General features: G+C 39.5%; 22 protein-coding genes. 11 read left to right on the forward strand and 11 right to left on the reverse strand.

Annotation, left to right across the window (positions count from 1 at the left end; genetic code table 11):
- The first annotated feature begins 16 nt into the window (after positions 1-16).
- Genes FB379_RS02575 through FB379_RS02585 form a run of 3 tightly spaced genes read left to right on the forward strand, consistent with a single transcriptional unit; the run spans position 17 to position 3,346 of the window.
- A complete protein-coding gene (locus FB379_RS02575) occupies positions 17-1,060 on the forward strand; it encodes a nucleotidyltransferase family protein (RefSeq protein WP_063386531.1) in 1,044 nt (347 codons plus the stop codon).
- A complete protein-coding gene (locus FB379_RS02580) occupies positions 1,057-2,274 on the forward strand; it encodes a glycosyltransferase family 4 protein (RefSeq protein ID WP_117017019.1) in 1,218 nt (405 codons plus the stop codon). The genes FB379_RS02575 and FB379_RS02580 overlap by 4 nt, the downstream gene beginning before the upstream one ends.
- Positions 2,255-3,346, forward strand: a complete 1,092-nt coding sequence (locus tag FB379_RS02585; protein WP_117017018.1) for a glycosyl transferase — start codon at positions 2,255-2,257, stop codon at positions 3,344-3,346. The genes FB379_RS02580 and FB379_RS02585 overlap by 20 nt, the downstream gene beginning before the upstream one ends.
- Before the next feature lie 172 nt (positions 3,347-3,518).
- Here the strand turns inward: FB379_RS02585 and FB379_RS02590 are convergent, their stop codons facing one another.
- Together FB379_RS02590 and FB379_RS02595 are read right to left on the reverse strand one after the other, a co-directional pair.
- Positions 3,519-3,947: an SRPBCC family protein gene (locus FB379_RS02590; protein WP_066250478.1), complete on the reverse strand. Its 429-nt coding sequence runs from the start codon at positions 3,945-3,947 to the stop codon at positions 3,519-3,521.
- 178 nt (positions 3,948-4,125) lie between these two features.
- Positions 4,126-4,623 carry a 2,4'-dihydroxyacetophenone dioxygenase family protein gene (locus tag FB379_RS02595; RefSeq protein ID WP_198318555.1) on the reverse strand — a complete coding sequence of 166 codons (498 nt, stop codon included), beginning with the start codon at positions 4,621-4,623 and terminating at the stop codon, positions 4,126-4,128.
- Positions 4,624-4,887: 264 nt separating this feature from the next.
- On the opposite strand from FB379_RS02595, the gene FB379_RS18945 reads away from it, so the two are divergent.
- Positions 4,888-5,013, forward strand: coding sequence for a hypothetical protein (locus tag FB379_RS18945; RefSeq protein WP_257790162.1), 126 nt, complete (start codon positions 4,888-4,890; stop codon positions 5,011-5,013).
- 372 nt (positions 5,014-5,385) lie between these two features.
- On the opposite strand, the gene FB379_RS02600 is transcribed toward FB379_RS18945, so the two are convergent.
- The gene (locus FB379_RS02600; protein WP_066250471.1) at positions 5,386-6,597 is read right to left on the reverse strand and encodes an MFS transporter; all 1,212 of its coding nucleotides are present in this window, start codon (positions 6,595-6,597) and stop codon (positions 5,386-5,388) included.
- A 929-nt stretch (positions 6,598-7,526) separates the two neighbouring features.
- Positions 7,527-7,676 (reverse strand): hypothetical protein, encoded by a 150-nt coding sequence (locus FB379_RS18405; protein ID WP_158640152.1) that lies wholly within the window; start codon positions 7,674-7,676, stop codon positions 7,527-7,529.
- 544 nt (positions 7,677-8,220) lie between these two features.
- Here FB379_RS18405 and skfA point away from each other — a divergent pair.
- The 7 genes from skfA (at position 8,221) to FB379_RS02635 (ending at position 14,492) form a co-directional block, all read left to right on the forward strand.
- A complete protein-coding gene (skfA, locus tag FB379_RS02605) occupies positions 8,221-8,388 on the forward strand; it encodes a sporulation killing factor (protein ID WP_063386524.1) in 168 nt (55 codons plus the stop codon).
- 207 nt (positions 8,389-8,595) lie between these two features.
- Positions 8,596-9,831, forward strand: coding sequence for a sporulation killing factor system radical SAM maturase (gene skfB / locus FB379_RS02610; protein WP_117017014.1), 1,236 nt, complete (start codon positions 8,596-8,598; stop codon positions 9,829-9,831).
- Positions 9,831-11,327, forward strand: a complete 1,497-nt coding sequence (locus FB379_RS02615; RefSeq protein ID WP_066250462.1) for a CPBP family intramembrane glutamic endopeptidase — start codon at positions 9,831-9,833, stop codon at positions 11,325-11,327. Before skfB ends, FB379_RS02615 begins: the two co-directional genes overlap by 1 nt.
- Positions 11,328-11,342: 15 nt before the next feature.
- On the forward strand, positions 11,343-12,065 hold the full coding sequence (locus FB379_RS02620; protein ID WP_144596901.1) for an ABC transporter ATP-binding protein: 723 nt from the start codon (positions 11,343-11,345) through the stop codon (positions 12,063-12,065).
- The gene (gene skfF, locus FB379_RS02625; protein WP_144596903.1) at positions 12,058-13,506 is read left to right on the forward strand and encodes a sporulation killing factor system integral membrane protein; all 1,449 of its coding nucleotides are present in this window, start codon (positions 12,058-12,060) and stop codon (positions 13,504-13,506) included. Before FB379_RS02620 ends, skfF begins: the two co-directional genes overlap by 8 nt.
- 43 nt (positions 13,507-13,549) lie before the next feature.
- Entirely contained in the window at positions 13,550-14,056 is a 507-nt protein-coding gene (locus FB379_RS02630; RefSeq protein ID WP_063386519.1) for a HEAT repeat domain-containing protein, read from the forward strand.
- Positions 14,057-14,069: 13 nt separating this feature from the next.
- Complete coding sequence (locus FB379_RS02635; RefSeq protein ID WP_094244947.1) at positions 14,070-14,492, forward strand: TlpA disulfide reductase family protein; 423 nt, start codon at positions 14,070-14,072, stop codon at positions 14,490-14,492.
- 439 nt (positions 14,493-14,931) lie between these two features.
- Here FB379_RS02635 and rhaB read toward each other — a convergent pair whose 3' ends face one another.
- The 7 genes from rhaB to rpe form a co-directional block, all read right to left on the reverse strand.
- The gene (gene rhaB, locus FB379_RS02640; RefSeq protein WP_199757323.1) at positions 14,932-16,413 is read right to left on the reverse strand and encodes a rhamnulokinase; all 1,482 of its coding nucleotides are present in this window, start codon (positions 16,411-16,413) and stop codon (positions 14,932-14,934) included.
- Positions 16,414-16,779: 366 nt separating this feature from the next.
- On the reverse strand, positions 16,780-17,829 hold the full coding sequence (locus tag FB379_RS02645) for an autoinducer 2 ABC transporter substrate-binding protein (protein WP_144596905.1): 1,050 nt from the start codon (positions 17,827-17,829) through the stop codon (positions 16,780-16,782).
- 59 nt (positions 17,830-17,888) lie between these two features.
- Complete coding sequence (locus FB379_RS02650) at positions 17,889-18,857, reverse strand: ABC transporter permease (RefSeq protein ID WP_117017010.1); 969 nt, start codon at positions 18,855-18,857, stop codon at positions 17,889-17,891.
- A gap of 11 nt (positions 18,858-18,868) precedes the next feature.
- Entirely contained in the window at positions 18,869-19,852 is a 984-nt protein-coding gene (locus FB379_RS02655; protein ID WP_063386514.1) for an ABC transporter permease, read from the reverse strand.
- Positions 19,849-21,378 (reverse strand): sugar ABC transporter ATP-binding protein, encoded by a 1,530-nt coding sequence (locus FB379_RS02660; RefSeq protein WP_144596907.1) that lies wholly within the window; start codon positions 21,376-21,378, stop codon positions 19,849-19,851. Before FB379_RS02660 ends, FB379_RS02655 begins: the two co-directional genes overlap by 4 nt.
- A gap of 15 nt (positions 21,379-21,393) precedes the next feature.
- Complete coding sequence (rbsK, locus tag FB379_RS02665) at positions 21,394-22,329, reverse strand: ribokinase (protein WP_144596909.1); 936 nt, start codon at positions 22,327-22,329, stop codon at positions 21,394-21,396.
- Between the two features lies 1 nt (position 22,330).
- On the reverse strand, positions 22,331-23,011 hold the full coding sequence (gene rpe, locus FB379_RS02670; RefSeq protein ID WP_311067313.1) for a ribulose-phosphate 3-epimerase: 681 nt from the start codon (positions 23,009-23,011) through the stop codon (positions 22,331-22,333).
- Positions 23,012-23,018 lie beyond the last annotated feature (7 nt).

Here is a 23,018-nt window from a genome sequence, read left to right on the forward strand (position 1 = left end):
AATGGAGGGATGACAAATGAAAACATTACTGTTAGCTGGTGGTTTAGGAACACGTTTACGCCCATTAACTGAAAATTTGCCGAAACCGATGGCACCCATTGCTAACCGGCCATGGCTCGAACACCTCATCACTTATCTTCGCGATCAAGGAATCAACCAATTCGTAATAGCCTCACATCACTGTTCAGATGTCATAAAAAATTACTTCGGAGACGGCAAACGTTTCGGTGTAGACATTGAGTACTCTGATGAAACACATCAAATGGGAACAGCAGGAGCTATCAAAAATGCTGAAAGATTTTTGAAGGAAAGATTTCTTGTTGTAAATGCCGACATTGTTCACTTGCCAAACTTGATTCCTCTTCTTGAATTTCATGAACAAAGCGGCGGGATCGCCACAATTGCACTGACGGAAGTAGATGACCCTTCTTCTTACGGTGTCGTTCAACTGGACGATTCCAGCCGGATTTTGCGTTTTGTTGAAAAGCCTCGTCGTGAAGAAGCACCATCAAATTTGATCAATGCTGGTTTGTACATTCTTGAACCAGAAGTAATGCGCTACATTCCAGCAGGACGCGAAGTTTCTATCGAACGTGAAACATTTCCCACCCTTATTCAAAAAAGCAAAAGTGTATACGGAAAAATAAGCAGCGGTTACTGGTTTGATATGGGAACACCAGAACGTTACCGGAAAATTCATTGGGACGTTCTTGAAAATCGGAACCCGTTGCCTACTCGCGGAAATCAAGTTCAACCGGGCGTTTGGTTAGGAAAAGACACCAAAATCGGATCTGGCGTCCGCTTTATCCCTCCTGTTTTAATCGGGGATAATGTCGAGGTAGGCGATCAGTCAGTAATTGGTCCGTTTGCAGTGATTGGTGATCATTGCCGCATTGGCTCCAAAGTGCATTTTTCAAACTCTATTCTTTGGGATCAATCAAGCATAAGCGATAATATTCGTGTCAACAACAGTATTATGGCTTACAAGACATTCTTAAATGAAGGTAAAGTGTACGACAACTTGATCTTGAACCAATATGAGAGGGTGATGCAAGCATGAGTCGAATTGCATATGTCAGCACATATCCTCCGCGCCGCTGCGGTATTGCTACCTTCACTGAACATGTATTTACAAACGTAAGCGCTGCTGGCAAACGCGGTAATCGTGATCCAATCATTGTACTTTATAATGAAAATGATGACAGAAATGTATATGAAAATAATCCGAGATTTTGGCCTTTGCCAATGCAAGATCGTTCAGCTTATGTGAAGATGGCCAAAAGGGTCAATCGAAGCGATATTTCTGTTGTAGTTTTGCAGCATGAATTCGGCATTTTCGGCGGTGAAGCGGGAGAGTACATAGTCGACTTTGTACGCGCATTAAATAAACCGCTCGTTACGACGTTTCACACGATTTTCTCTGATCCTAAGCCGCCATATCGGCAAGTCCAGCAGGAAATTGCCGATTTAAGCGACGCTATAGTCGTCATGAACCGCAAGGCTGTCTCTTATTTAGTCCGAGCGTATAATTTGCCCGAAAATAAAATTGTCTACATTCCACATGGATCGCCTAAACCTCGAGATAACGAGCGGGATCAGCTTCGCCGCCAGCTGGGATTTGAAGGCAGAAAAGTATTGCTTACATTTGGATTACTGAATCGCGGCAAAGGAATCGAGTCTCTAATTTCAGCCCTCCCAGAAGTTGTCCGTGAAGTACCGGAAACGTTATATATTATCGCGGGACAAACGCATCCTGAAGTGAAAAAGCGGGAAGGAGAATCATACCGTGAAGAGCTGCAAAACATGATTCGTCAGCTCGGATTAGAAGAGAATGTCCGAATGATTGACCGTTACTTTAATGAAGAGGAGCTCGTCTCCTACTTAACAGCGTGTGATCTATATGTAACTCCTTATCCGGGCTTGCAGCAAATCACAAGCGGAACGCTGGCTTATGCCGTTGGAATAGGCCGTCCGATTCTCTCCACGCCATACGAGCATGCGCAAGATTTATTAAAAGGCTGTGAAGAACTGCTTCTTCCGTATGGCGACATCAAAGCATGGGAACAGCGATTAAAAGAGCTATTAATGGATGACAATGCATTGCACCAATGGGAAAATCGAATTCGGCAGATTGGAAAGGCAACCCATTGGCCAACTGTCGGGATGCAATATTTGAAGCTGTTTGCCAAAATCGGCGAAATGGACTTGGATGAGAAGGGTGTGAAAGAGCCGAACGAAAGCGTGGTGAAACACGTTGCCCCAACCAAATATTAATTTTGATCATTTGGAACGTTTAACTGACGATACAGGGTTGATCGAGCATTGCCTCGGCCGGATTCCGCGCCGTAAAGAAGGATATTCAACAGACGACAATGCGCGCGCCCTTTGGCTATGTATTGAATGGATAGAGCTTCTTCAAGATGAACCGTCTGAATTGAAGAGACTCTACGGAATGCTTGATCGGTATTTAGCCTTTTTGCTTTGGGCTCAAAGGGATGATGGATGGTTTCATAATAACTTTTATTATGACCGAACACCTGAATCGGAAACTCGTTCTGAAGATTGTCTTGGTCGATCAGTTTGGGCAGTGACAATGGCCTATTTAAAACTTAATGACAATGCCCGCCGCTATGTGGCAGCAGAAATTTTGCGCAATGCCCTTTCTGCATGCCGCAAGCTTCGTTTTGCCCGCAGCCAAGCATGGGTGCTGGCCAGCTGCAGCAAACTGCTCATGGAAAAGAAAAACAGCATTTCCTCTCTTGGAATAGCAGAAGATGAACTTAAACAATTGGCAGAGACATGCGAACATAGTTTATTAACAGCATATAAAGAGCACCGAACGGAAGATTGGCATTGGTTCGAAAAACAAATGACATATGCTAATGGAATTTTGCCTTGGGGATTATTTTTATCCTATCGATACAACCGTCGCAATGAAACATTGCGAATTGCCAAGGAGAGTCTTGATTTTCTCATCGAAAAGATGGGCGGATTCAACAGTTCCCCCATTCGGCCAATCGGCAATCGGGGTTGGTGCAGCCGCCACAATCGCGCCGACTGGGATCAGCAGCCCATTGATGTTATGAAACTAGCTTTAGCTGCAAACGAAGCTTATCATATTTTGGATGATTCTGCTTACTTACAAGTTGTACTGCGCTGCCGAGACTGGTTTTATGGCGGGAATGACCATCACATTCCTTTAGTCGATCCTAGCGATGGCAGCTGCTGTGACGGTCTGAATTCCGATGGCCCTAATCAAAATCGGGGCGCGGAATCAACTCTTTCCTATTTAATGACTGAAGCTTTAGCACATCCGCTAAAATTGGAAGTATTCGAAAAGATTTAATAAAAAATCTTTTTTTCAGTTGTTCAAAAAAGTGCAGCCGCCTTTTCCTCTATTCTTCGGACGATATGGCGATTGCATTGGGGAGATCATCATCTCCCTAATTTTTTTGCTGTTTTCTTTTCCTCCAAGTTATTTCCTCGAGCTGGATCTGAAAACGTAAATGAATTTTTTGTTATTCCACAACCTTTTGCAATTTTTTTAAAATGTTCATCCAGCCATGATTCATCCGTTCACGAACAACAGAGCTTTTTTCATTTACTTTAGGCAGCACATCGTCAGGATGCTTCCATCCGCTGTGAATAAGAGTAAATTCAGTTTTATCCCCTAAATCCTTCAAAATAAATGAAACAACCCAGCCTTCTGTATCCCATGTGAAAGAGAGGCGGTAAGGCGGTTCAAGTTCTACCACTTTACATGGAGACGGCCCGAAAGGAGATTGCAGATGGAATTCATGTCCCAGCTTTGGCTGAAAATCATTTGGCATGAACCATGACGCAATCCCCTCTGACGTAGCCGCCGCCTCCCAAACTTTTTCAATTAAGGCTTCTAATACAATTGATTGATGAATGTCTTGTAATGGATTTTGATGATTTTTTTCCATAGTCTTGCTCCTTTTTACCATCATTTAGTTTCAAATTATATGAAACCACAAGGTATTATGTCAAATGCACTGACTCATGAAATAGAAATTCTTAGATATAAATGAAAAAAACCGTTCCGAACTAGAACGGTTCTTTATATTTGTAAACGCTGTCATTTTTTGTATCAGTTTCAAAGGATCATAAAAACAAATCTTTATTAATGGGCAAATTATTTTTCTCGCAATAAGTTAAGTAATGATCGATAAACCAAAATACATCTACCGTTTCAATGATACGGTCTTGATCATCGAGAAATTCAAGCGGTCCGTTTAAATGAAACACAGTTTCCATCCCTTCGTCGGAAACGAGTGTATGTGTCCTGCCCGGACTTTCGCGAATAAAATCTCCCGGTTTTGCGATCCAGTCGTATTCTTTGTAATACCAGCTTCCTTTAATCACATAACCAGTGACAGGACCGCGGTGGCGATGCCTGCCAAGCGTGCCGCCAGATCCAACCCGAAGAACATTGATGGAAGTATTGCTGCGAATATCAAAAGACAAATGGCGTATCCAGACGTTTTCTACAAACGGGACCCATGGCGAAGTTTCTAAAGAAGAATGGATATAACCTTCAGAAAGCGCAAATTGGTCTCGTCTCACATCTATTCTTTTTTCCACCTGTACATAATGATCCACAATATCCCCCCGCGCCTTTTTATTTTTCTTTTAAAACAAGGTGAAAAAATTCACTAAATGTATATGATTTCTTCATCCAAATATGACAAATTCTTTTTAGTCTAGAAGAAGGAAAGGTACTGCTAAAATTTACAATAATTAACATATTTGGTTATAATCTAATATGAATAAAAATTATTCATCTTTATCATTTCATTTAGTTCATTTTCTCCCCTGCTTTATGGGCATATGCAAAAATAAAGATCAAAACAGAGGTGAAAGCAAATGAGAATAAGCTTAAAAGCAAAAATGTTATGCGGATTTTCTTTAGCTGAACAGTCTGCAGCAGGAATTGAACAAACATCTGCCGCATACGAACAGACGAACAGCTCGATGGAAGAAATTCCATGAAGTTGGCAAATCTGTCAGAAGAGCTCAACGGGTTCGTTCAACAGTTTAAACTATCTAACTAATTTCTAATACCAATATTTCAAGCTGGTCGAATACGTTTCATGCGAATGGCATGCCAAAATACAAAAAAAGGACAGCCATTGATTAAAGAGGCTGTCCAAAAATCCGTAAACGCCCAAGCGATCGCGCTTTATTTTCCTTGTACGACGGCTTCAATTGAACTTCGGCGCCAGCAAATGATCCAATTCCCCGCACTGTTTAAAACAAGTTACGGGTTGGGATCAATTTTCCCAACGAGAATAGATTTTTACAAGCCTATTCATCTTGTCACTTCGGTCTAAAAAAGGTGAGAAATAACAACAGTTCTTAGCGTTAACTAGACGACTTGGATTTGGCCAGTTTCGTATTTTTCAATGACTTGTTTTGCCAAAAGACAGTAATAAAAAGTGTAAACACTAATAAAATGCATCCTAAAATGAAAGGATACAAAATTTGAATATCATATAATATTCCCGCCAACATCGGCCCCAATATATTTCCTATACTCATATAGGCGTTGTTTAACCCCATGGCAAAGCCTTGTTCATTTCCAGCCATCTTTGAAATAAGAGTGTTCAAAACAGGACGCAAGATGGATGTTGCAAGAAAAATCAAGAGGGTGATGACAAAAAACAGAGAATAGCTGTCGGCAAACAATGAAAGGAAAAATCCAATTGCAACTACGCCTAAAAAGAAATTTAAAACGGCTCCTTCCCCAAAGCGGCCGACAAGCTTATCGACCACAAACAACTGCACAATCACACTTATCAGTCCAGTTAATGTAACCATCCAAGCAATTTCTTGCGGTGTTGCCCCAAACTGATCATCCATATATAACCCGATGACAGATTCATAAGCCATTAAACCAAAGCTCATAACAAGAGTAATAATCAACAGCATAAAATACGGCTTATGAGCGGACGAAACCAATTTTTTTAACATCGGCTCATCATTGATTTGCGTTTTTTGTTCCGGGGTATGTTGTTGTTCAACACTTTCTTTTAAAACTGTTAATGAAAAAATAACAGCAGCTAAAGAGACGATCGTTGCAACAAGAAAAGGCATTTTCAACCCAAAATCAGCAAAGAAACCGCCAACCCCTGGTCCTATTACAATCCCAAGCGACATGGCTGCTGATATGAAACTGTTGCCTTTAGCCCGCTGCTCAATTGTCGTAATATCGGCAATATAAGCAAAAATAGCGGGTACCAGAAGCGCGGAGCCTATCCCTCCGACTACACGCGAAGCGTACAGCCACCAAATGGAATCAAATGCGTAAAAGATAAACATAGAAACAGTTAAACCGATTAATCCTAAAACAATCATTTTTTTCCGGCCATACTGATCTGTCCATTTCCCTGCAATTGGAGAAAACACAAGCTGGGCTCCTGCAAATATTGCGACCATTAAACCAGCTGCCGTACCGCCTTGACCAATGGACTCCAAATAAGCAGGCAATATGGGGATAATAATGCCGAAGCTTCCAATAGTTATAAACATGTTAATCATTAAAATAATCATTTTTCTCCACTGAGACATTGACATAGTGAGTACCTACGCTTTCTTCCGGTCTATTTCAAGCACATAGAAAACCTGCTATTCTGTTTTCTGGACAGCAGGTTTATTCTACAGGCATACTGCGGTGATTTGTATTTAGCATTTTCAAACACATACTAATCCTATCCAGAAAATATATTCGCTTCCTTAAAAATGCAGCTTAAAGATAGAATTAGTTAGTCATATCCAAACCATCATCCTTCCGCTTTTTTACAGATTTATAATATCTTATAACATCAAACAAATCAAACAAAAATTTAAATTCAATGCAGGCAACATAATGCTGAAAAGGGAAAAAACAGAAATCCCGACCGAGAGCCTGAGGAAAAAATCCGAGCGTTGAAAAAGAAACTCGGCATAGACGGTACGAATGAAAGCAAAATGATGTGCCATCAACATAAAAACTAACGTATATTATAATCAATACAGGCATTTAAACTTAGCAGACGCACTATCCGGCATGCTTTAAGATCCGCTGTCTTTCATTCTACTTGAAGTAAAATGTATTCGCTTAGAATTTGAAGATCCAGCGAAAACTCAAAAGGGCAAAATACATGTGGTTTTGCATGATACCAACTTTTTCCCCGTTTTGTTCGGGGGCTGTCTATGATAATTCATTTGATGAAATAAAATCCTCTGAAATTGATTCATTTGAAACGAATTTTTAGCACATAAAAAAACCCCCTCAAAGTTGTGAGAGAGTTTAACCCCTTAAACAAACGTTTGATTAAAACCCTGCATGACTTAAAGTCCCAGCAAACTTACCTCCATAAACAGCGCTCTCATCAAATTTTGTATTTGGTCAATATTATCGTTTCATGGGCATGTTTGGACAATTTTATTATCGACATTTAAAATGAATATCCTACATGTTTTCATCTTCATCAAACGTTTAGATGCCCCACGATGAACACCTCCTAATTTAGAGCCTGCCTTAATCTAAAAATGCCTTCCGCAATTTCTTCTTTTGTTAAATTTCCATATCCTAAAATAATTTTGTTTTGATGGATTCCTTTTTGAATAGCATGAACTTCTACAGGATAAATTTTCACTTTATGCTTCTTCATTATTTCATTTACTACTTGATTAAAAACACGATGTTTTGAAATTCTGCGACTAAATGCAAACCGGTGGAATCGCCAAAAATTTTAACTGTGTCGCCAAATTGTTCAGTCAAACATTTTTTTACATAGTCACGCCGCGCTTTATATATTTTTTTCATTTTCCTGATGCGGCGCTCTAAATGCCTTTCATCAATGAAACGCTTTGTAACTGAAAGGGCTGAGGTGAAGGAAGTGGCAAGGTCTTCATATGGATTTGAGTTTATACAAAAACCGTAGCGTAAATCGCTAATCGCTGGTTGGATGATAAGGCTTACCGGTTGCTGAAACGGACATCCTGTATCAAAAGGCTAATAAGCATGAAACTTGTATCAATAATAAACAGCTCTTGCACCAATACAAGCTGTTATGAAATCTTTATATTAAATTTTCAAAAAATTATAACAAAATGACAATTTATTTCTTACTTCGACATTATCGCTATGCTAAATTTTAAACAGTTATATTTTATTCCAATAATGACCATTTTTAATTGGAAGGAGATGGGATTATGGAGAAGCAAAAAAAACAGTGGGAGCCAACAGCTATCAAGGAACTGAAAAAGCCAGCAGGCACCTCGATTGTGAAAGCGGCTGGATGTATGAGCTGCTGGGCCTCAAAAAGTATCTCGATGACTAGAGTCTGCTGGCTCCCACATCCGGCAATGCGCCTGCTATAACCATTATATTCAAAAGGATTGCAATGGAGCAGTTTTTTAACTGCTCCCTAAAGTAAAGGAGTAGCGGCAGTGAAGCGCACCCATCCAATGTCATATATATACAGATTTGAGAAACAAAGTTAGAAAACGTGTCGAAAAAAAATTTTTTGACACCCCTTAAAATGGCTACAACCATTGATATATCAACATTTATAGAGGGAGGATTTTATGTCAAAATTGTTAGAAACGGCAACTAACACTTCACCAGAATTTGCGATCCACTTCCAACCTCATGGGGCCATTTTGCTTGACAGAAAAAGCATGTTCTATTTTAGACTTAGCGGCAGGGGAACAGAATTAGCTTTAATGCTTGCCAAAAATAACAGTGTTCAAAAAACGGCAAGAATTTGGGAGATTCTTTCAAAAGAAAAGGTAAGTGAGGAAGAATTAAATAACGAGCTAGATTCACATCCATTTACATCAGCGTGGAAAAAAGGCCTGCTAAATCACCCTTTGATGATCACCGGATCTACAGAGTACTATTTGCCAATCAGCTGCACCCTTCAATTAACAAATATGTGCAATTTGAAGTGTCCTTTCTGTTATGCAAGCTCAGGAAAGCCGTATCCAGATGAACTATCATCTTCCCAATGGATAAAAGTGTTGCAAAAACTCGCATCTCACGGTGTAGCTGACATCACCATTACAGGCGGAGAAGCAAAGCTAACAAAAAATTTCTTGAAAATCATTGCCACAGCCAGTTCTTTATTTACGAACGTCAACCTTTTTAGCAATGGCCTAAATTGGCGCGACGATGAGATTGAACTGATCAGCCACTTGGGAAATGTCAGTGTCCAAATAAGTATAGATGGAAACAGCAGCACCCATGACAAGTTAAGAGGGAGAGAAGGAGGATTTTCCGAAAGCTTGAAAAATGCCGAACGTTTTGCTCAATCATCGGTTCCCGTCCTCATTGCTATGACTGTTAACCAACTCAACTACAAAGAAGTTTATGAAGTAATCGAAAAATCGGTGGAAGTTGGCGCAGTTGTATTTCGTGCGGGTCAAACTATTCCCGTAGGCAGAGCATCTGAATATCAAGACATGACAAGCGAAATGAAGGAGAAAGTAAAGCAGCAGTTGGCAGACGCAAAAAAAAGATGGAGTGATCAAATCATTATTATGGATTGGGAAGACCACCATCAAAATGATAGTCTTACAGATTTCTGCACGCCGGGATTTTTGTCATGGTATATTCGTGCGGATGGACAAGTTACACCTTGTCAAATTGAAGATACATCCCTTGGAAACGTCTTAAAAAACAGCATGCAGGAGATCGGTTCACCGGAAAGGCTAATGCAAGCGAAGCGACTTGCTAAACAATGTAGATGTATAGGAAAGATAGAATTACCTGAAGCCGATTTGCCTTTTACCATTCAAAAAGAAGCTGAGGTTAAACCATGATGACGACCATCATCCATTTATTATGGATCATCCTTCCTATTGCAGGAACCTTTCTGTTTTACAAATTCAAACCAAAAACGTACGAATCGCTATTATTACATAAAAAAGAAGCTCGGGAATTGGCAGTGCAATTCATTAAACGGTATTCCGGCATTGATGTATCAGATTGGGATTTTTATGCGATGTATTGGTACGACCGAAATACCGTCAATATGCTGCATCACCTAGGATTGTTAAACAAAGTTCGCCATATTTTATATCATTGGGGTTTAGTCGAATCATGGAGAATTAGATTCGTTCGAGAAAACCGATCAGTCATCATTGGCATCAATTCAAATGGAGAAATTACGTTTTACACCGCGAACCTGTCAAAGAAAGAAATGGCGAAACATAAAGGCGCTTTTTCCTCTCCGGAACAATTAAAAAAAGAGCTTGCCGTCTCAGATAATGGATTATGGGCTGCATCTCAATTCACAGGTGCAGGCAGAAAAGAAGAAGACTTGGAAAATATTGAAACGTACTGGTATATTGCCGAATCTCAACCAGTAAGAATGAAAATAACGGTTGAAATCCATAACGGGCAAATATTCTATATCGGTTCAGAACAAGAGATATTGACAGAAGACATCGAAACAGCGGTTAAGAAAGAGCAAATGGAATCTACCTTAAATATGACGGGAGTATTAGCGTCATGCCTGGCCGTTATTGCAGCGATCATCATCCTTATCAACCTTCGCCAAAATGCCGGCATCACTGCAAGCATCTTGCTGGGGGCGGTTCTATTCTTTTGTAACATCATAACAATAAAAGAAGACATTCAACTGAGCATCGTCAATACTTATGATTCCCGCCTCAGCATAAAAACGGTTTATGCTCTTGGAATCTTATCGGCAATTTTAGCAGGATTGGCCACAGGTTTCGTCGTATATATATGTTCATTGGCAGGGCACTCTTTGAGTAATGTTCTCCAAATAGCTTTTTTTGATAATGCTGTATGGCAGTTTTTCGTCGGCTTAAGTGTCGGCATCGGCTGCTTAGGTTTTTTTTCAGCAATTTTTTCATGGCTGGAAGAGAAAAATTGGCTGCGAATTTCTCCCGAGTTGTCCAATCGTACCATTTACTTGTCAGGCTTTACATTTAAACAAGGATTAAGCATCGGCCTGCAAAGCTCCATTGCAGAGGAAACAGTCTACCGTTTGTTGATCATTCCGACGATATGGTGGTTGAGCGGCAATTGGGCTTTGGCGATCATCATTTCCTCCATTCTATGGGCCATTATGCACCAAGGAACAGGATTTCATCCCAGATGGATCAGATGGATCCAATTAGTAATCTTTGGCATTATACTGGGATTCTTTTTCATCCAGTTCGGTTTTCTGTCCTCCTTAACCATTCATTTTATTTACAATTTTATTCTTGTCATGAAGCCGCTTTGGGATTACACTTTCCAGAAAAAATTGAAGGCCAGTGAAACCTTCAAACAACCCTCAGTATAACAATGGAGGAGAGGCATGAAGATCATCCAAGTAACCAATTTGAAGAAAAAATATCGTAACGGTGATGGTGTAGAAGATATAACTTTTTCCGTTCATTCAGGAGAAATCGTAGCCTTATTAGGGCCAAACGGGGCAGGTAAAACAACAACCATTAGGTGTCTCGCTGGATTATACACCCCTGATGATGGGACGATCAAAATTGCGGGGCATTCCCCTGGTACGGTTGAAGCGCAGCAATCCGCTTCGCTAATTCCGGATCACCCATATTTGTACCCTACCTTAACCGTAGCGGAACATTTGCAATTTCGCGCCAGAGCCTTCAAAGTTGAAAAAAAAGACCTTCAAAAAAAAGTTTATGAAGCTTTAAAAGCGGTAAATATTGAATCGTTGGCGGATCGATTAAGCGGGCAATTGTCAAGGGGACAAAAGCAAAGGGTTATTTTGGCTGGCGCCATTATACAAAACGCTTCTATATATATATTGGATGAACCAACAATCGGTTTGGATATTTCTTCCAAACAATGGCTTGCCAACTGGCTTGTCCGTAAATCAAAACATCATTGCGCCATTCTCATATCCACCCACAGCCTCGAATTTGTATTGGAAACGGCTAACAGAGTGTTATTAATTCGAGAAGGCCGTATTGTAAAAGAAATGGCCGTACCAAAAAACAACGAAGAATATCCAGCCTGGAAGCAAGAAGTCATACGCAGTTTAGGGGATTGGTCAAATGATTAATATTTGGTCATTTTTGTTCCTTCAAGCGAAAAGAGAAATCGATAGCCAAAAACACGGGATAAAATTCTTTCTGTTCATTTTTGTTTTATTTATATGGTTTTTTCTATTTCAACTTGAATGGGGGGCTAATTCCAGAAGTTGGGACATTGCCTATACAGGATGGATTTGCTCAGGAATTTTTATTGTCATGACCATTTTTGGGCTGCTTTCCAACCGCATACCTGGGCTCACGCAAGACGTCATATGGCTTTATACCGCCCCTTATTCTTTCACTAAAATCGTTTATTCCATATTATTATGGCGATTGTCTTGGAAAGGGTTGCTCTGTCTTCTCTCAGGAATCACAGCTGATGCCGTTTATTTTTTGGCAGGAAATCCATTTGGCCGGTTAACAGCACAATCAATCCGATTACTTTGTCTCATTGTTTTATTAGAATCATGGATAATGGCTATGTCCTGTGCCAGAACTGTAAAAGGAACAAAAATTGCTTTCTCCTTTGTTGCCTTCATTCTCACCGTTATATATGGTATTGCTCTCTATGGTTCTTTTTTTCAAGCCAATGAATTGATTTGGCAGAAGTATATTAGCTACCATATCGGCTTTATCGGCTATTTATTTACAAACAGCTTTTTGCTGCAAGGGTTTCTTGCCTTTCTAATCATGATCGCCCTTTCGTTCATGATTATTCGAATAACAACGAAAAAATCGGAATGCAAAGAAAAATTGGTAAAAGAAGCTGATTTTTGGGCGGAGTTTCAAGATCATCAAACCGATTTTTTTAAAAACAGCCTGAAAGAGATGCACACATGGTGGGGGCTGAAAGGATTAAACGGTATTTTTTCTTTCCTTTGGCTCGAAATATTGCTTGCCAAGAAATACATTTTTTTTCATGCTACTCATTTGTTTGTTCTTCTCATCTTAGTTCCCGTTTTCATTGCAAAAAACATTTATTGGTTTTATATTTTGGTCGTTTTTACAATCGGAGCTTTTTTCAGCAGTTCCTACTATTCAGGATTAATTAGACATGCAAAGTCTGGAGATCTTTTTTTGCTGCCGGGAAAACTATGGAAAAAAGCATTGCTGCTGGAAGGATCGAATACCGCTTGGATCTTTCTATTTTATCTTTATTGCGTGGGTATGTGGCATTTCCATTTCAACACTGCTTTTACAGATTTCCTTTCATTTAGTTTGTACGGGTTTGGAGGATACATGCTCATGCTTTCCATCCGCTGGGCGGCATTTGTTAGAACATATAAAAAAGACCCCTCTCTCAGCCTGATTTCATACTATAAAAATTTTGCTTTCATTTGTATGGGGAGCACCCTTTGTTACATCGTTTTGTTTTTTCTTTTCAAAAACCTTCTTTTCTATTGGCTGCCTCTTTTCATGATCGTGTTAAGCACGATTTTATTCTTATCTTTCTATCAATATGAACGTTGAATCAGAAGGGATTTAATACTTTTTCTTAAGGAGATGAATTTTCATGAGTTCAAATGAAATAATCTCTCAAGCCTTAACGAAACTAAAAAGCAGCGATGAAGCAACGGTATTTCAAGGAGTGAAAGAGCTAAAAAAAACGGGAAAAGCCGCTGTCCCAATACTCATAAAAGCCTTAAAAGATGAGAAATCCCTCCGAATGATTTCATCCGTTGTGCTGGGGGAATTTGGTGCAGATGCAAAGGAAGCAGTTCCCGAACTCGCTTCGCTTTTAAAAGATGACGACGAAGATATAAGAATGTCAGCTGCTTTATCCTTAATGAGAATCGGACATCACAGTCTGAACGCCCTCGTTGAAGTTGCACGAAATACAGAAGGAAAACCGCGTTTTTGGGCATCATGGGCAATCTCCTTGATCGATCCGTCTAAAATTGAACCTCTTATGTTGAAGTGTCTAAAAGAAGAACTGGATAAGCCGTCCGGAATGGTCAGTCCTTTTGCCGCGGAGGAAGCAATTGGTAAAATTATCGCTATGCAACTAAAGGATCAATGAGGAGGAACAGCACATGGATTTAATACAAACAATGACAAAAGACTTGCCGTGGCTGAACGTTCCAAAAAATGGCCATGATTTCCCATCATCCAATCGGCTTTTGTTTTATTTTTGGTCAATTAGCTGCCCGTATTGCAGTGAATTAACGGATCAGTTATTAGAAGAAACAGTTAATCTTGAAACCTTTCATGTCATTGCCGTTCATGTACCTTATACAGCTGAAGAGAAAGCGTTGGAGCTTGTGAAAACACGAGTAGAGGAAAAAAAGATTACAATTCCTGTAGTTTTAGATCAAAACTATGCAATCGCACAATCTTTTGGTATTCAAGGAATCCCTGCTTTTTGCCTAGTCAATCAACAAATGAAGAAAGAATTATTAACAATGGGAGAGGAAGGTTTTCACAAAATGATGAAAAAAATTAAACAGCTAAAGTAAAGTCTTACCGCTTTTTCTTGACTTTTTCACTGTAAAAAGAATCGGTTTACCTTTTTAAATATTTCTCTATTAAAATTTATGTTCAACATTCCGTTAACATTTTTCTTGGAGCAATAAATTGAGAGAAAAATTTTTTTGGTTCCTTTTGAAGTTCATTTATTTGCCTTTTGGAATAGTGTCTTTATTCTAAAATCTCTTTTATTGTACATGATCCGATAAAACAGCAGCTAATCTATTAAGACCATCAAAAGGAACCTTTCCATATTCTGTTTCATTTTGCGCCCCTAAGTTTAAATGAAATTTTTTGAGGCTGTTGGAAATGCTATTCCCCAACTCGATGTACTTTTTAATGATAATGCATTCCAATTGCTGGTGAACACAAATTGGAGCGCCGCTCATTCCTGATGTAACATAGGCACTATGAGTTATTGTGTTATGATCAATTTTTCTTATGGAGCCGGTACTCTGTACATATCCAGGAGAAAACAGCTTGTTTAAATTGTTCTTTTAATGCATCGTTTCCGCTTTCTCTTGGATCAAAACGCTTAATAGAAAAAGAGTTCAAGACTAGATTCCGTCCTTCCTGTAAATTTGCAAGCTTTTTCTCCGCTATTAGCTGAATTAAAATATTTCCTACAGCCGTTGCTTCAGAGGGACCGGCAAAAACCGTTTTTCCGCTTACAGCAGCGGTCATTTCGTTTATGAAATCATTTTGCGAGCCGCCTCCGACAATATATAATGAATCGATTGTTCTGCCCGATATACTTTCAATTTCATCCATTGACAAGGAATATAGTATAGCCATATTTGTAAATACACATCTCGCAATTTCTCCTGTTGATTGCGGCACAGGCTGAAGCGTTTCCCTGCAATATTTCTGAATTTCTTCTACCATATTGTCCGGATTAAAAAATCGCTGATCGTTAAAATTGATAAATTGTTTGCACGGAGGCGCCTTTCTTGCCTCATCAACCATTTGGGCAAAATTGTAATCTTTCGTTAAATGTCTTCTCACTTCTTGAATAATCCACATGCCCATAATATTTTTTAAAAAACGGTATGTCCCAAACACTCCCCACTCATTTGTATAATTGTAAAATAATGATTTTTCCGTAATGATTGGCGCATCCGATTCAATCCCAATCAAAGACCAAGTTCCGCTGCTTAAATACGCCCAATTTTTTTCAGCAGCAGGTACTCCTGCAACTGCGGAAGCTGTATCATGAGAACCAACTATAATCACTTTTGTTTCGGGCAGATCGTAATCAGGAAAATATTCGTTTCTGACATATCCGAGCATGTCCCCGGGGTAAGAAAACGGCGGAAACTGCTCACGCTCAATTGACAGCAGCTGAAGCAAATCTTGATCAAAATCTTTTTCTTTCACGTTTAAAAGCTGAGTACAAGATGCGCTTGTCACTTCCGTCACTGCACATCCAGTCAGTTTGTATCCTAAGTAATCAGGAACTGTCATAATCATTTTCGTTTTTTCAAGATTTTCTTTTTTTTCTTCATATAACTGGTATAAGGTGTTGAAGGATAAAAACTGAATGCCTGTTTTTTCATATATATCTTTTTTGGAAATATGCTTCGTAATTTTCTCAATCGTCCGTTCTGTTCTTTTATCTCTGTATGCTATGACCTCTTGCACCCTTTTTCCTTCTTGATCGACCAGCACATAATCTGTAGCCCAAGTATCGATTCCAAGTGTACACCTTTTCACTCCCAATGTTTTGGCATATGCCAATCCCTTTACAATTTCCGTCAGCAAATGATCAATATCCCAATAATACGTTCCATTTCGTTCCGTAAAACCATTGGCAAATCGGTGTATTTCTTCAATTGTCAATTTCCCATTTTTTATATCCCCTATGACAAGCCGTCCGCTTGATGCACCGATGTCAACTGCGATATGTGTCATTTTATCCCTCCTAAAATTCACACAATCTATGAAGCTGCTAAATGTTTAGCTTAAAAATTAGGATAGCATTCCATAACTAGACATTTTCTTGCTGCTCATGCAGCAGGTCAAAATCTGAGTAAACATTTGCAAACAACTTTTCTTCCATTCTTCAAAAAATTCATTGGCAGTAACCATTAAAAAAATTTTCCCTTTCCACAAATCTCTTTACGTTTCCTGCCAATAAAAATATTGATATTTTAGCCTTCACTTTTTTATTTCAAGGCAAAGAACTTACCGGACCTGCAAAAATAGCAATACTTTCCAAAATAACGAAACCCCTCTCCAATTGCAAAAATGTGAGAGGGGTAATCTCTTTAACGAAAATTAGAAGTCATAGTCTTTGGCATTATCCTTTGTGAAATCTGTAGGCGGTCCCATAATGACCGTTTTACCATCCTCCCAAACTTCCACTTCTCCTACACCATCTATATTTTGGCCGTTTTCAGGCTTTTTGCCATCAACAAGATCTTTAGCTAAAGCAACTGTCAAATATCCTAATTTGTCAGGCTCCCAAAGGATTGCTACATCTAATGAGCCATCCTCTAAAAATGGAGCTGAATCCTTCGGAAGTGCTGTTCCGACAACAGCGATTTTGTCTTGAAGACCTTTCTCTTGAATAGCTTGAGCTGCGCCAAGAGGAGCAGGAGTTGAAAATGCCATAATCCCTTTAAGGTTCGGATATGATTTAATTAAATCAAGCGTTTTTTGGTATGCCACTTGCTGCTTTTCATCAGTCGCAATTTTATCTGTTACTAGCTTTATTCCTGGATAATTTTCTTCAAGCTCCTTCTTCGCTGCATCGATCCATGAATTTAAGTTTGCTGCCGCAAGACCACCTGTGAGAATGGCAATTTCCCCTTCTTCAGTCCCCATTTGTTCAACTAATGATTTTGCGATATGACGGCCATAAGCTTCGTCATCAATTTGGTGGACAGAAAGTTCAACTAAAGATTGATCTGCTGGTGTATCCCAGTCCATCACGATAATTCCTTTATCCTTCGCTTTTTGTAATACAGGCGATAATGCAGCTGCATCATTCGGTGCAACAGCAATTACATCCACATCTTGACTAATTAAATCTTCAATCACCTTAACCTGCTGGGCAGCATCTGCCTCTGTTGGACCTGTATAAATCACTTCGACTCCAAGATCTTTTCCCGCTTGAATTGCTCCTTTTTCAGATGCATTGAAATAAGGAATGCCAATTAGTTTAGGAACAACGGCAATTTTGATTTTTCCATCGCCCCCGCCAGCCTCATCTTTTCCATCTTTAGATGAATTTGAATTCCCCCCTGCACCCTGCTGAGAAACACATCCTGCAAGAAGACCAAATACAAGCAATAAAGCGACAAATAAACCTGCAATTTTTTTCATACTGTTCCTCCTTGTAAATTTATAGTTTATAAATCTTTTAACCAATTAAAGAAAAGTCATTATGCTGTTTCTGCAAGCTTTTTTTGCTTGTTTTCATCAGCCTTTACTTTAATAAAGTTAATAATTAACACCGCGATTAAAATAACCCCCATAATCACTGTCACAATCGGTCTCGGCACTCCCATTAGATTTAAGCCGCTGGATATCATTTGAAAAATCATAACTGCATATAACGTGCCGATCACTTTCCCATAGCCTCCTTGGATTTCAGTACCGCCAAGAACGGCTGCTGCAACGCTTTGCAATAAATAGGATGATCCAAGATCAACTTTTACTGTGTTATATCTTGATGTCATGATGATAGAAGCAATTGCTGCTAACAAAGCACTATATAAATACACCTTCATTAAAACCTTGCTGTTATTAACCCCTGAAAACAAGGATGCAACCGGATTGCTTCCAACCATATAAACTGATCTTCCCCATACTGTTTTATTCAGCAGTACGGAAGTCAAAATAGCGACAAAGAGAAAGATTATAATCGAAAGCGGAATGAGCCCCAGATAATAACCATTTCCAATCAGCGTGTACTCAGGGCTGAATCCGGATATTGAATTTCCTTTTGTAATGCTGAGAATAAGCCCTTCAAACAATACCATTGTCCCAAGTGTTACAAGAATCGGTGATACTCCGATCTTGGCTATAATAAATCCATTCATAAAACCGCAAAGAAGTCCAACTGCAATGCCTCCTAAAATCGCAATGATCATCGGATATCCATTGCTTGATAATATCGCAATTGCTACCCCTGCCAGCGCTGCCGTATACGTGATCGACAAATCGATTCCGCCTGTTACGATCACCACCATCATGGCTAAAGCAAACAAACCGAACTCAGGCAGCTGAAACATCATATTTGTTAAGTTATTGCTTGATAAAAACCCCGGAACACTTATGCTCATCAAAACAAATAGACCGATGGCAATGAGTCCGAGTATATTTTCTTTTGAAAGCGTAACCTGTTTCATCCTCTCCCCCCTTAAGCTTCCACTTCAATTTTTGAAAGCTGCTTTTGCGAGCGTTTATATTGAATATGGTCATACGATACAGCGATTAATATAATTGCCCCTGTAAAAACCTTTTGCCAGAAAGTATCAATTTTCGCTAATATTAATCCATTTTGTATAATTCCTAGCAGAAGAACACCTAATATCGTTCCAAATATTGTTCCGCGTCCTCCCATTATATTGGCTCCTCCCAGCACCACTGCAGCAATAACCATTAATTCCAAGCCAAGCATTCCGTTCGGATCTACCGCTTTTGTATAAGAAGTTTGAGCAATCGCAGCAATCCCTGCTAAAAAGCCCATATAAGAAAAAACAAATATTTGAACTTTGCTGTAGTTAATTCCGACTCGGACAGCCGATTCTTTGTTTCCGCCAATAGCCATTACTTCGCGGCCGATTAATGTGTATTTAAGAATGTACCATGTCAAAGCTGCTGTAATGATAAAAAGCCAAATAATAATGGATATTCCAAAAACAGAGAAATTCGAAAATTTCAAGAAAACAGTTGGGAAGTTGCTGCTGTTCAAGTATTGGCCGTTTGTAATATACAGAACAAGTCCGTTAATAATACTCATCATCCCTAAAGTAACGACAATCGCCGGAATTTGAATTTTTGCAACTAAAATTCCATTGATGGAGCCTAACAGCACTCCGAAAAGCGGAGCAATGACAAAAATTAACACAATGGTCAGTGGGCTATCAGGCAAAAACATCATCGTCTTGCCCAAAACGACACATACCGCGCTTGTCACTGCTGCAACAGATACATCAATCCCCCCTGTAATGATGACAAGCGTCATTCCAATAGCCAAAATGCCTAATACTGCATTTCCTTTCACAACATCCAACAAATTATCTGCTGTTAAAAATACCGGGCTAATGAAGGCCAATATGATGCATAGAAGTAAAATAATGACAGCAACGCTCATTTCTTTTGATTTTAAAAACGCTTTCATAATTGTGCCTCCTCGCGGATCTTACCCTTTTGCCCAAGCAATGCAAGGTTCATGATGCTTTCCTGTGTCGCTTCATGAATCCCGAGTTCGCCTGCAATTCGTCCATGGCGCATAACGATAATGCGATCGCTAACAGCAAGCACCTCAGGAAGTTCAGAAGAAATCACAATGATTCCCATTCCATTTGCCGCTAATCCTCTTAAAAGCTTATGGATTTCTGACTTGGCACCGATGTCAATTCCGTTAGTCGGCTCATCGATAATCAAAATTTTAGGATTTGTTGACAGCCACTTTCCTATGACTACCTTTTGTTGATTTCCGCCTGACAAATCGCCGGCAGCCCTGTATGGCAGCGGCGGTCTGACATCTAATGATTGTATATAATGCTCAGCTAATTCTATTTCTTTTCTTCGATTAATCAGCAAAAATTTATTTTTTAATTTTTTCAACACAGGAAGCGAAATATTGTTAATGATTGATTGTCTTAAAATAAGCCCTTGCGTCTTCCGGCTTTCAGGAATATAAGCAATTCCTTTTTTTACTGCCTCTTCTGAAGACTTAATCACAGTCTTTTGACCGTTAATGATGATGTCCCCTTTGTAAGGACGATTAATGCCGAAAATAGCTTGCGCCAGCTCGGTTCGACCAGAGCCTACAAGCCCTGTAATTCCAAGAACCTCCCCTTCCCTCAGTTCAAATGAAATATCTTTGAAATTTCCTTCTTTCGCAAGGTTTCTTACTTCAAGCAATGTTTTGCCTGAGGCTGCCTTTTCTTTATTTTTTTCATATAAAATTTTCCGGCCAACCATTAACGTAATTAGTTTTTCTTCTGTTAATTCATTTGCATGATACGTACCGACATATTTGCCATCTCTTAGAACGGTGAATCGATCAGAAACTGTAAACAGTTCTTTTAATTTATGGCTTACAAAAATAATTGAAATCCCTCTTTTTTTCAAAGAAAATATAACTTCGTACAGCTTCTCTACTTCACCGGCGGAAAGTGATGATGTCGGCTCATCCATGACGATTAATTTCGCATCAAACGCAAGCGCCCTCGCTATTTCGACCATCTGCTGCTGGGCTATGCTCAGTTTTTCTACCGGTGTTGAAACGTCAATCTCAAAATCAAGCTCTTTTAAAGCCTTTTTGGCCGTTTTTTCCATAAGAGCCCAATCAACTTTTTTCCAAGAATGCTTATCGCTGTCTCTTCCTATATAAATGTTTTCTGCTACCGATAAATTCGGAAATAAGCTTAAGTCCTGGTAAATAATTGATATGCCGCGCATAGTGGCATCAATTGGTCTTCGTATTTTTGCTTCCTTTCCTTCAAAGAAAAACTGGGCTCCTGGATCAGGCTGATAAACTCCAGCTAGTATTTTAATGAGTGTGGATTTACCGGCGCCGTTTTCTCCAATAAGGGCATGAACTTCCCCTTTCTTTACTTCAAGCTTCACGTCATCTAATGCTTTTACACCAGGAAATGTTTTGCTGATATTTAACATTTGAAGCAAGTATTCACTCATGCTATCACCTTATTTCTAACCAGTTGTTATTCCATTTTCTTTGCAATATTGCTTTACTTCCTCAAGTGTCGGAATGCCGTCTTGCGCACCCTTTCTAGTTACTTTGATGCCGGAAACAATAACAGCAAATTTGGCAGCTTCCTCTAATGTTTTTCCATCAGCAATTGCGCATGCAAGAGCCCCGGCAAAGGAATCTCCAGCTCCAACCGTATCAATAGCTTTTACCTTTAACGGAGGTATGAATAAAGTCTTGCCTTCATCATAAAGCAAAAGACCGCTTCCGCCCATTTTAATAATGCTCTTTTTCATTCCAAAATGAAGGTGGAAATGTTCTGCTGCTTTGATTGCGCTTTCTTCTGAATCAGCTTTAATGCCTGTCAATGTATAGGTTTCCTGTAAATTCGGCGTTATAATGTCGGCATACTGGAGAGCCTCGAGTACTATGCCTTCTGCAGGAGCCGGATCTAATATAACAAACATCCCTTTTCGTTTTGCTGCTTTCATCGCCTGGATAACGGCTTCAACAGGTATTTCCATTTGAATGAGAAGCACCTTGCTGTCCTCAATCGTATTGATCCTTTCCAATATATCTTCAGCGGTTAATGAATCATTTGCGCCTTTTATAACGAGCATTGTGTTTTCAGCTGATGAATCAACTGTAATTAAGGCGCTGCCTGTAGGAACGTTCGGCACTATTTTGATTAATGTCGTGTCGACACAGTTTTGCACTAGTCTTTTTGTTAGTTCGGCGCCAAAAGCATCTTCTCCGATCGCACCAATCAAATAAACTTTTTTTCCAAGCTTTGCACAAGCTGTTGCTTGGTTGGCGCCTTTTCCTCCACTAAACAAAACCATGCTGTTCCCGAAAACTGTCTCACCATGGCTCGGATATTTGTCTGTCATCGCAACAATGTCCATATTAATGCTGCCAACTACTGTAATTGAAGACATATTAATCCCCCGTTTTTACCTTGGCTGTTCCTTCAATAAATTGACGAAGATGAATAACAGCATCATGAAGAGACCCTTTGGATTTAAACAAGCTGGATGTGCCGCAAACGAGCATTTTTGCTCCATTTTCCAAAACCTTTGGGATCGTTTCATAACCTATATTGCCGTCAACTTGAATTAAAATATTGTAGCTTTCTTTTTCAATCAATTGATGAAGTTTCTTGATTTTGTTATACATCGTCGGTATGAATTTTTGACCGGCAAAACCGGGGTTCACTGTCATCAATGTGACATAATCAATCACATCCATCACATATTCAATCGATTCAATTGGAGTGGAGGGGTTTAAGGCCACTCCCGCTTTTATGCCTTTAGATTTGATCGTTTGCAAAACGCGCTGCAAATGAATAGTTGATTCAATATGAACCGAAATCATATCTGCACCGGCATCAGCGAATAAATTTATATGCTCCTCCGGCCTCATAATCATGAGATGAATATCTAACGGCTTATCCGTTGCCGCACGGATGACGTTGACCATATCCGGCCCCATCGTAAAATTCGGAACAAACGAACCGTCCATAATGTCAATGTGAAAAAAATCGACCCCGGCCTGATCAAGTTCTTGCACATCCCTTTTTAAATTTCCCATGTCTGCACACATTAGCGACGGCCCTATCATCGTCACT

This window comes from Aeribacillus composti (genome assembly GCF_007827555.1).
Taxonomy (GTDB): Bacteria; Bacillota; Bacilli; order Bacillales; family Aeribacillaceae; genus Aeribacillus; species Aeribacillus composti.

Excerpts from the sequence above, each read along its gene's own strand:
- FB379_RS02575 (WP_063386531.1), top strand. The coding sequence starts at position 17 with ATGAAAACATTACTGTTAGCTGGTGGTTTAGGAACACGTTTACGCCCA.
- FB379_RS02580 (WP_117017019.1), top strand. The coding sequence starts at position 1,057 with ATGAGTCGAATTGCATATGTCAGCACATATCCTCCGCGCCGCTGCGGT.
- FB379_RS02590 (WP_066250478.1), bottom strand. The coding sequence starts at position 3,947 with ATGGAAAAAAATCATCAAAATCCATTACAAGACATTCATCAATCAATT.
- FB379_RS18945 (WP_257790162.1), top strand. The coding sequence starts at position 4,888 with ATGAGAATAAGCTTAAAAGCAAAAATGTTATGCGGATTTTCTTTAGCT.
- FB379_RS02600 (WP_066250471.1), bottom strand. The coding sequence starts at position 6,597 with ATGTCAATGTCTCAGTGGAGAAAAATGATTATTTTAATGATTAACATG.
- FB379_RS18405 (WP_158640152.1), bottom strand. The coding sequence starts at position 7,676 with ATGAAGAAGCATAAAGTGAAAATTTATCCTGTAGAAGTTCATGCTATT.
- skfA (WP_063386524.1), top strand. The coding sequence starts at position 8,221 with ATGGAGAAGCAAAAAAAACAGTGGGAGCCAACAGCTATCAAGGAACTG.
- skfB (WP_117017014.1), top strand. The coding sequence starts at position 8,596 with ATGTCAAAATTGTTAGAAACGGCAACTAACACTTCACCAGAATTTGCG.
- FB379_RS02615 (WP_066250462.1), top strand. The coding sequence starts at position 9,831 with ATGACGACCATCATCCATTTATTATGGATCATCCTTCCTATTGCAGGA.
- FB379_RS02620 (WP_144596901.1), top strand. The coding sequence starts at position 11,343 with ATGAAGATCATCCAAGTAACCAATTTGAAGAAAAAATATCGTAACGGT.
- skfF (WP_144596903.1), top strand. The coding sequence starts at position 12,058 with ATGATTAATATTTGGTCATTTTTGTTCCTTCAAGCGAAAAGAGAAATC.
- FB379_RS02630 (WP_063386519.1), top strand. The coding sequence starts at position 13,550 with ATGAGTTCAAATGAAATAATCTCTCAAGCCTTAACGAAACTAAAAAGC.
- FB379_RS02635 (WP_094244947.1), top strand. The coding sequence starts at position 14,070 with ATGGATTTAATACAAACAATGACAAAAGACTTGCCGTGGCTGAACGTT.
- rhaB (WP_199757323.1), bottom strand. The coding sequence starts at position 16,413 with ATGACACATATCGCAGTTGACATCGGTGCATCAAGCGGACGGCTTGTC.
- FB379_RS02645 (WP_144596905.1), bottom strand. The coding sequence starts at position 17,829 with ATGAAAAAAATTGCAGGTTTATTTGTCGCTTTATTGCTTGTATTTGGT.
- FB379_RS02650 (WP_117017010.1), bottom strand. The coding sequence starts at position 18,857 with ATGAAACAGGTTACGCTTTCAAAAGAAAATATACTCGGACTCATTGCC.
- FB379_RS02655 (WP_063386514.1), bottom strand. The coding sequence starts at position 19,852 with ATGAAAGCGTTTTTAAAATCAAAAGAAATGAGCGTTGCTGTCATTATT.
- FB379_RS02660 (WP_144596907.1), bottom strand. The coding sequence starts at position 21,378 with ATGAGTGAATACTTGCTTCAAATGTTAAATATCAGCAAAACATTTCCT.
- rbsK (WP_144596909.1), bottom strand. The coding sequence starts at position 22,329 with ATGTCTTCAATTACAGTAGTTGGCAGCATTAATATGGACATTGTTGCG.
- rpe (WP_311067313.1), bottom strand. The coding sequence starts at position 23,011 with ATGATAGGGCCGTCGCTAATGTGTGCAGACATGGGAAATTTAAAAAGG.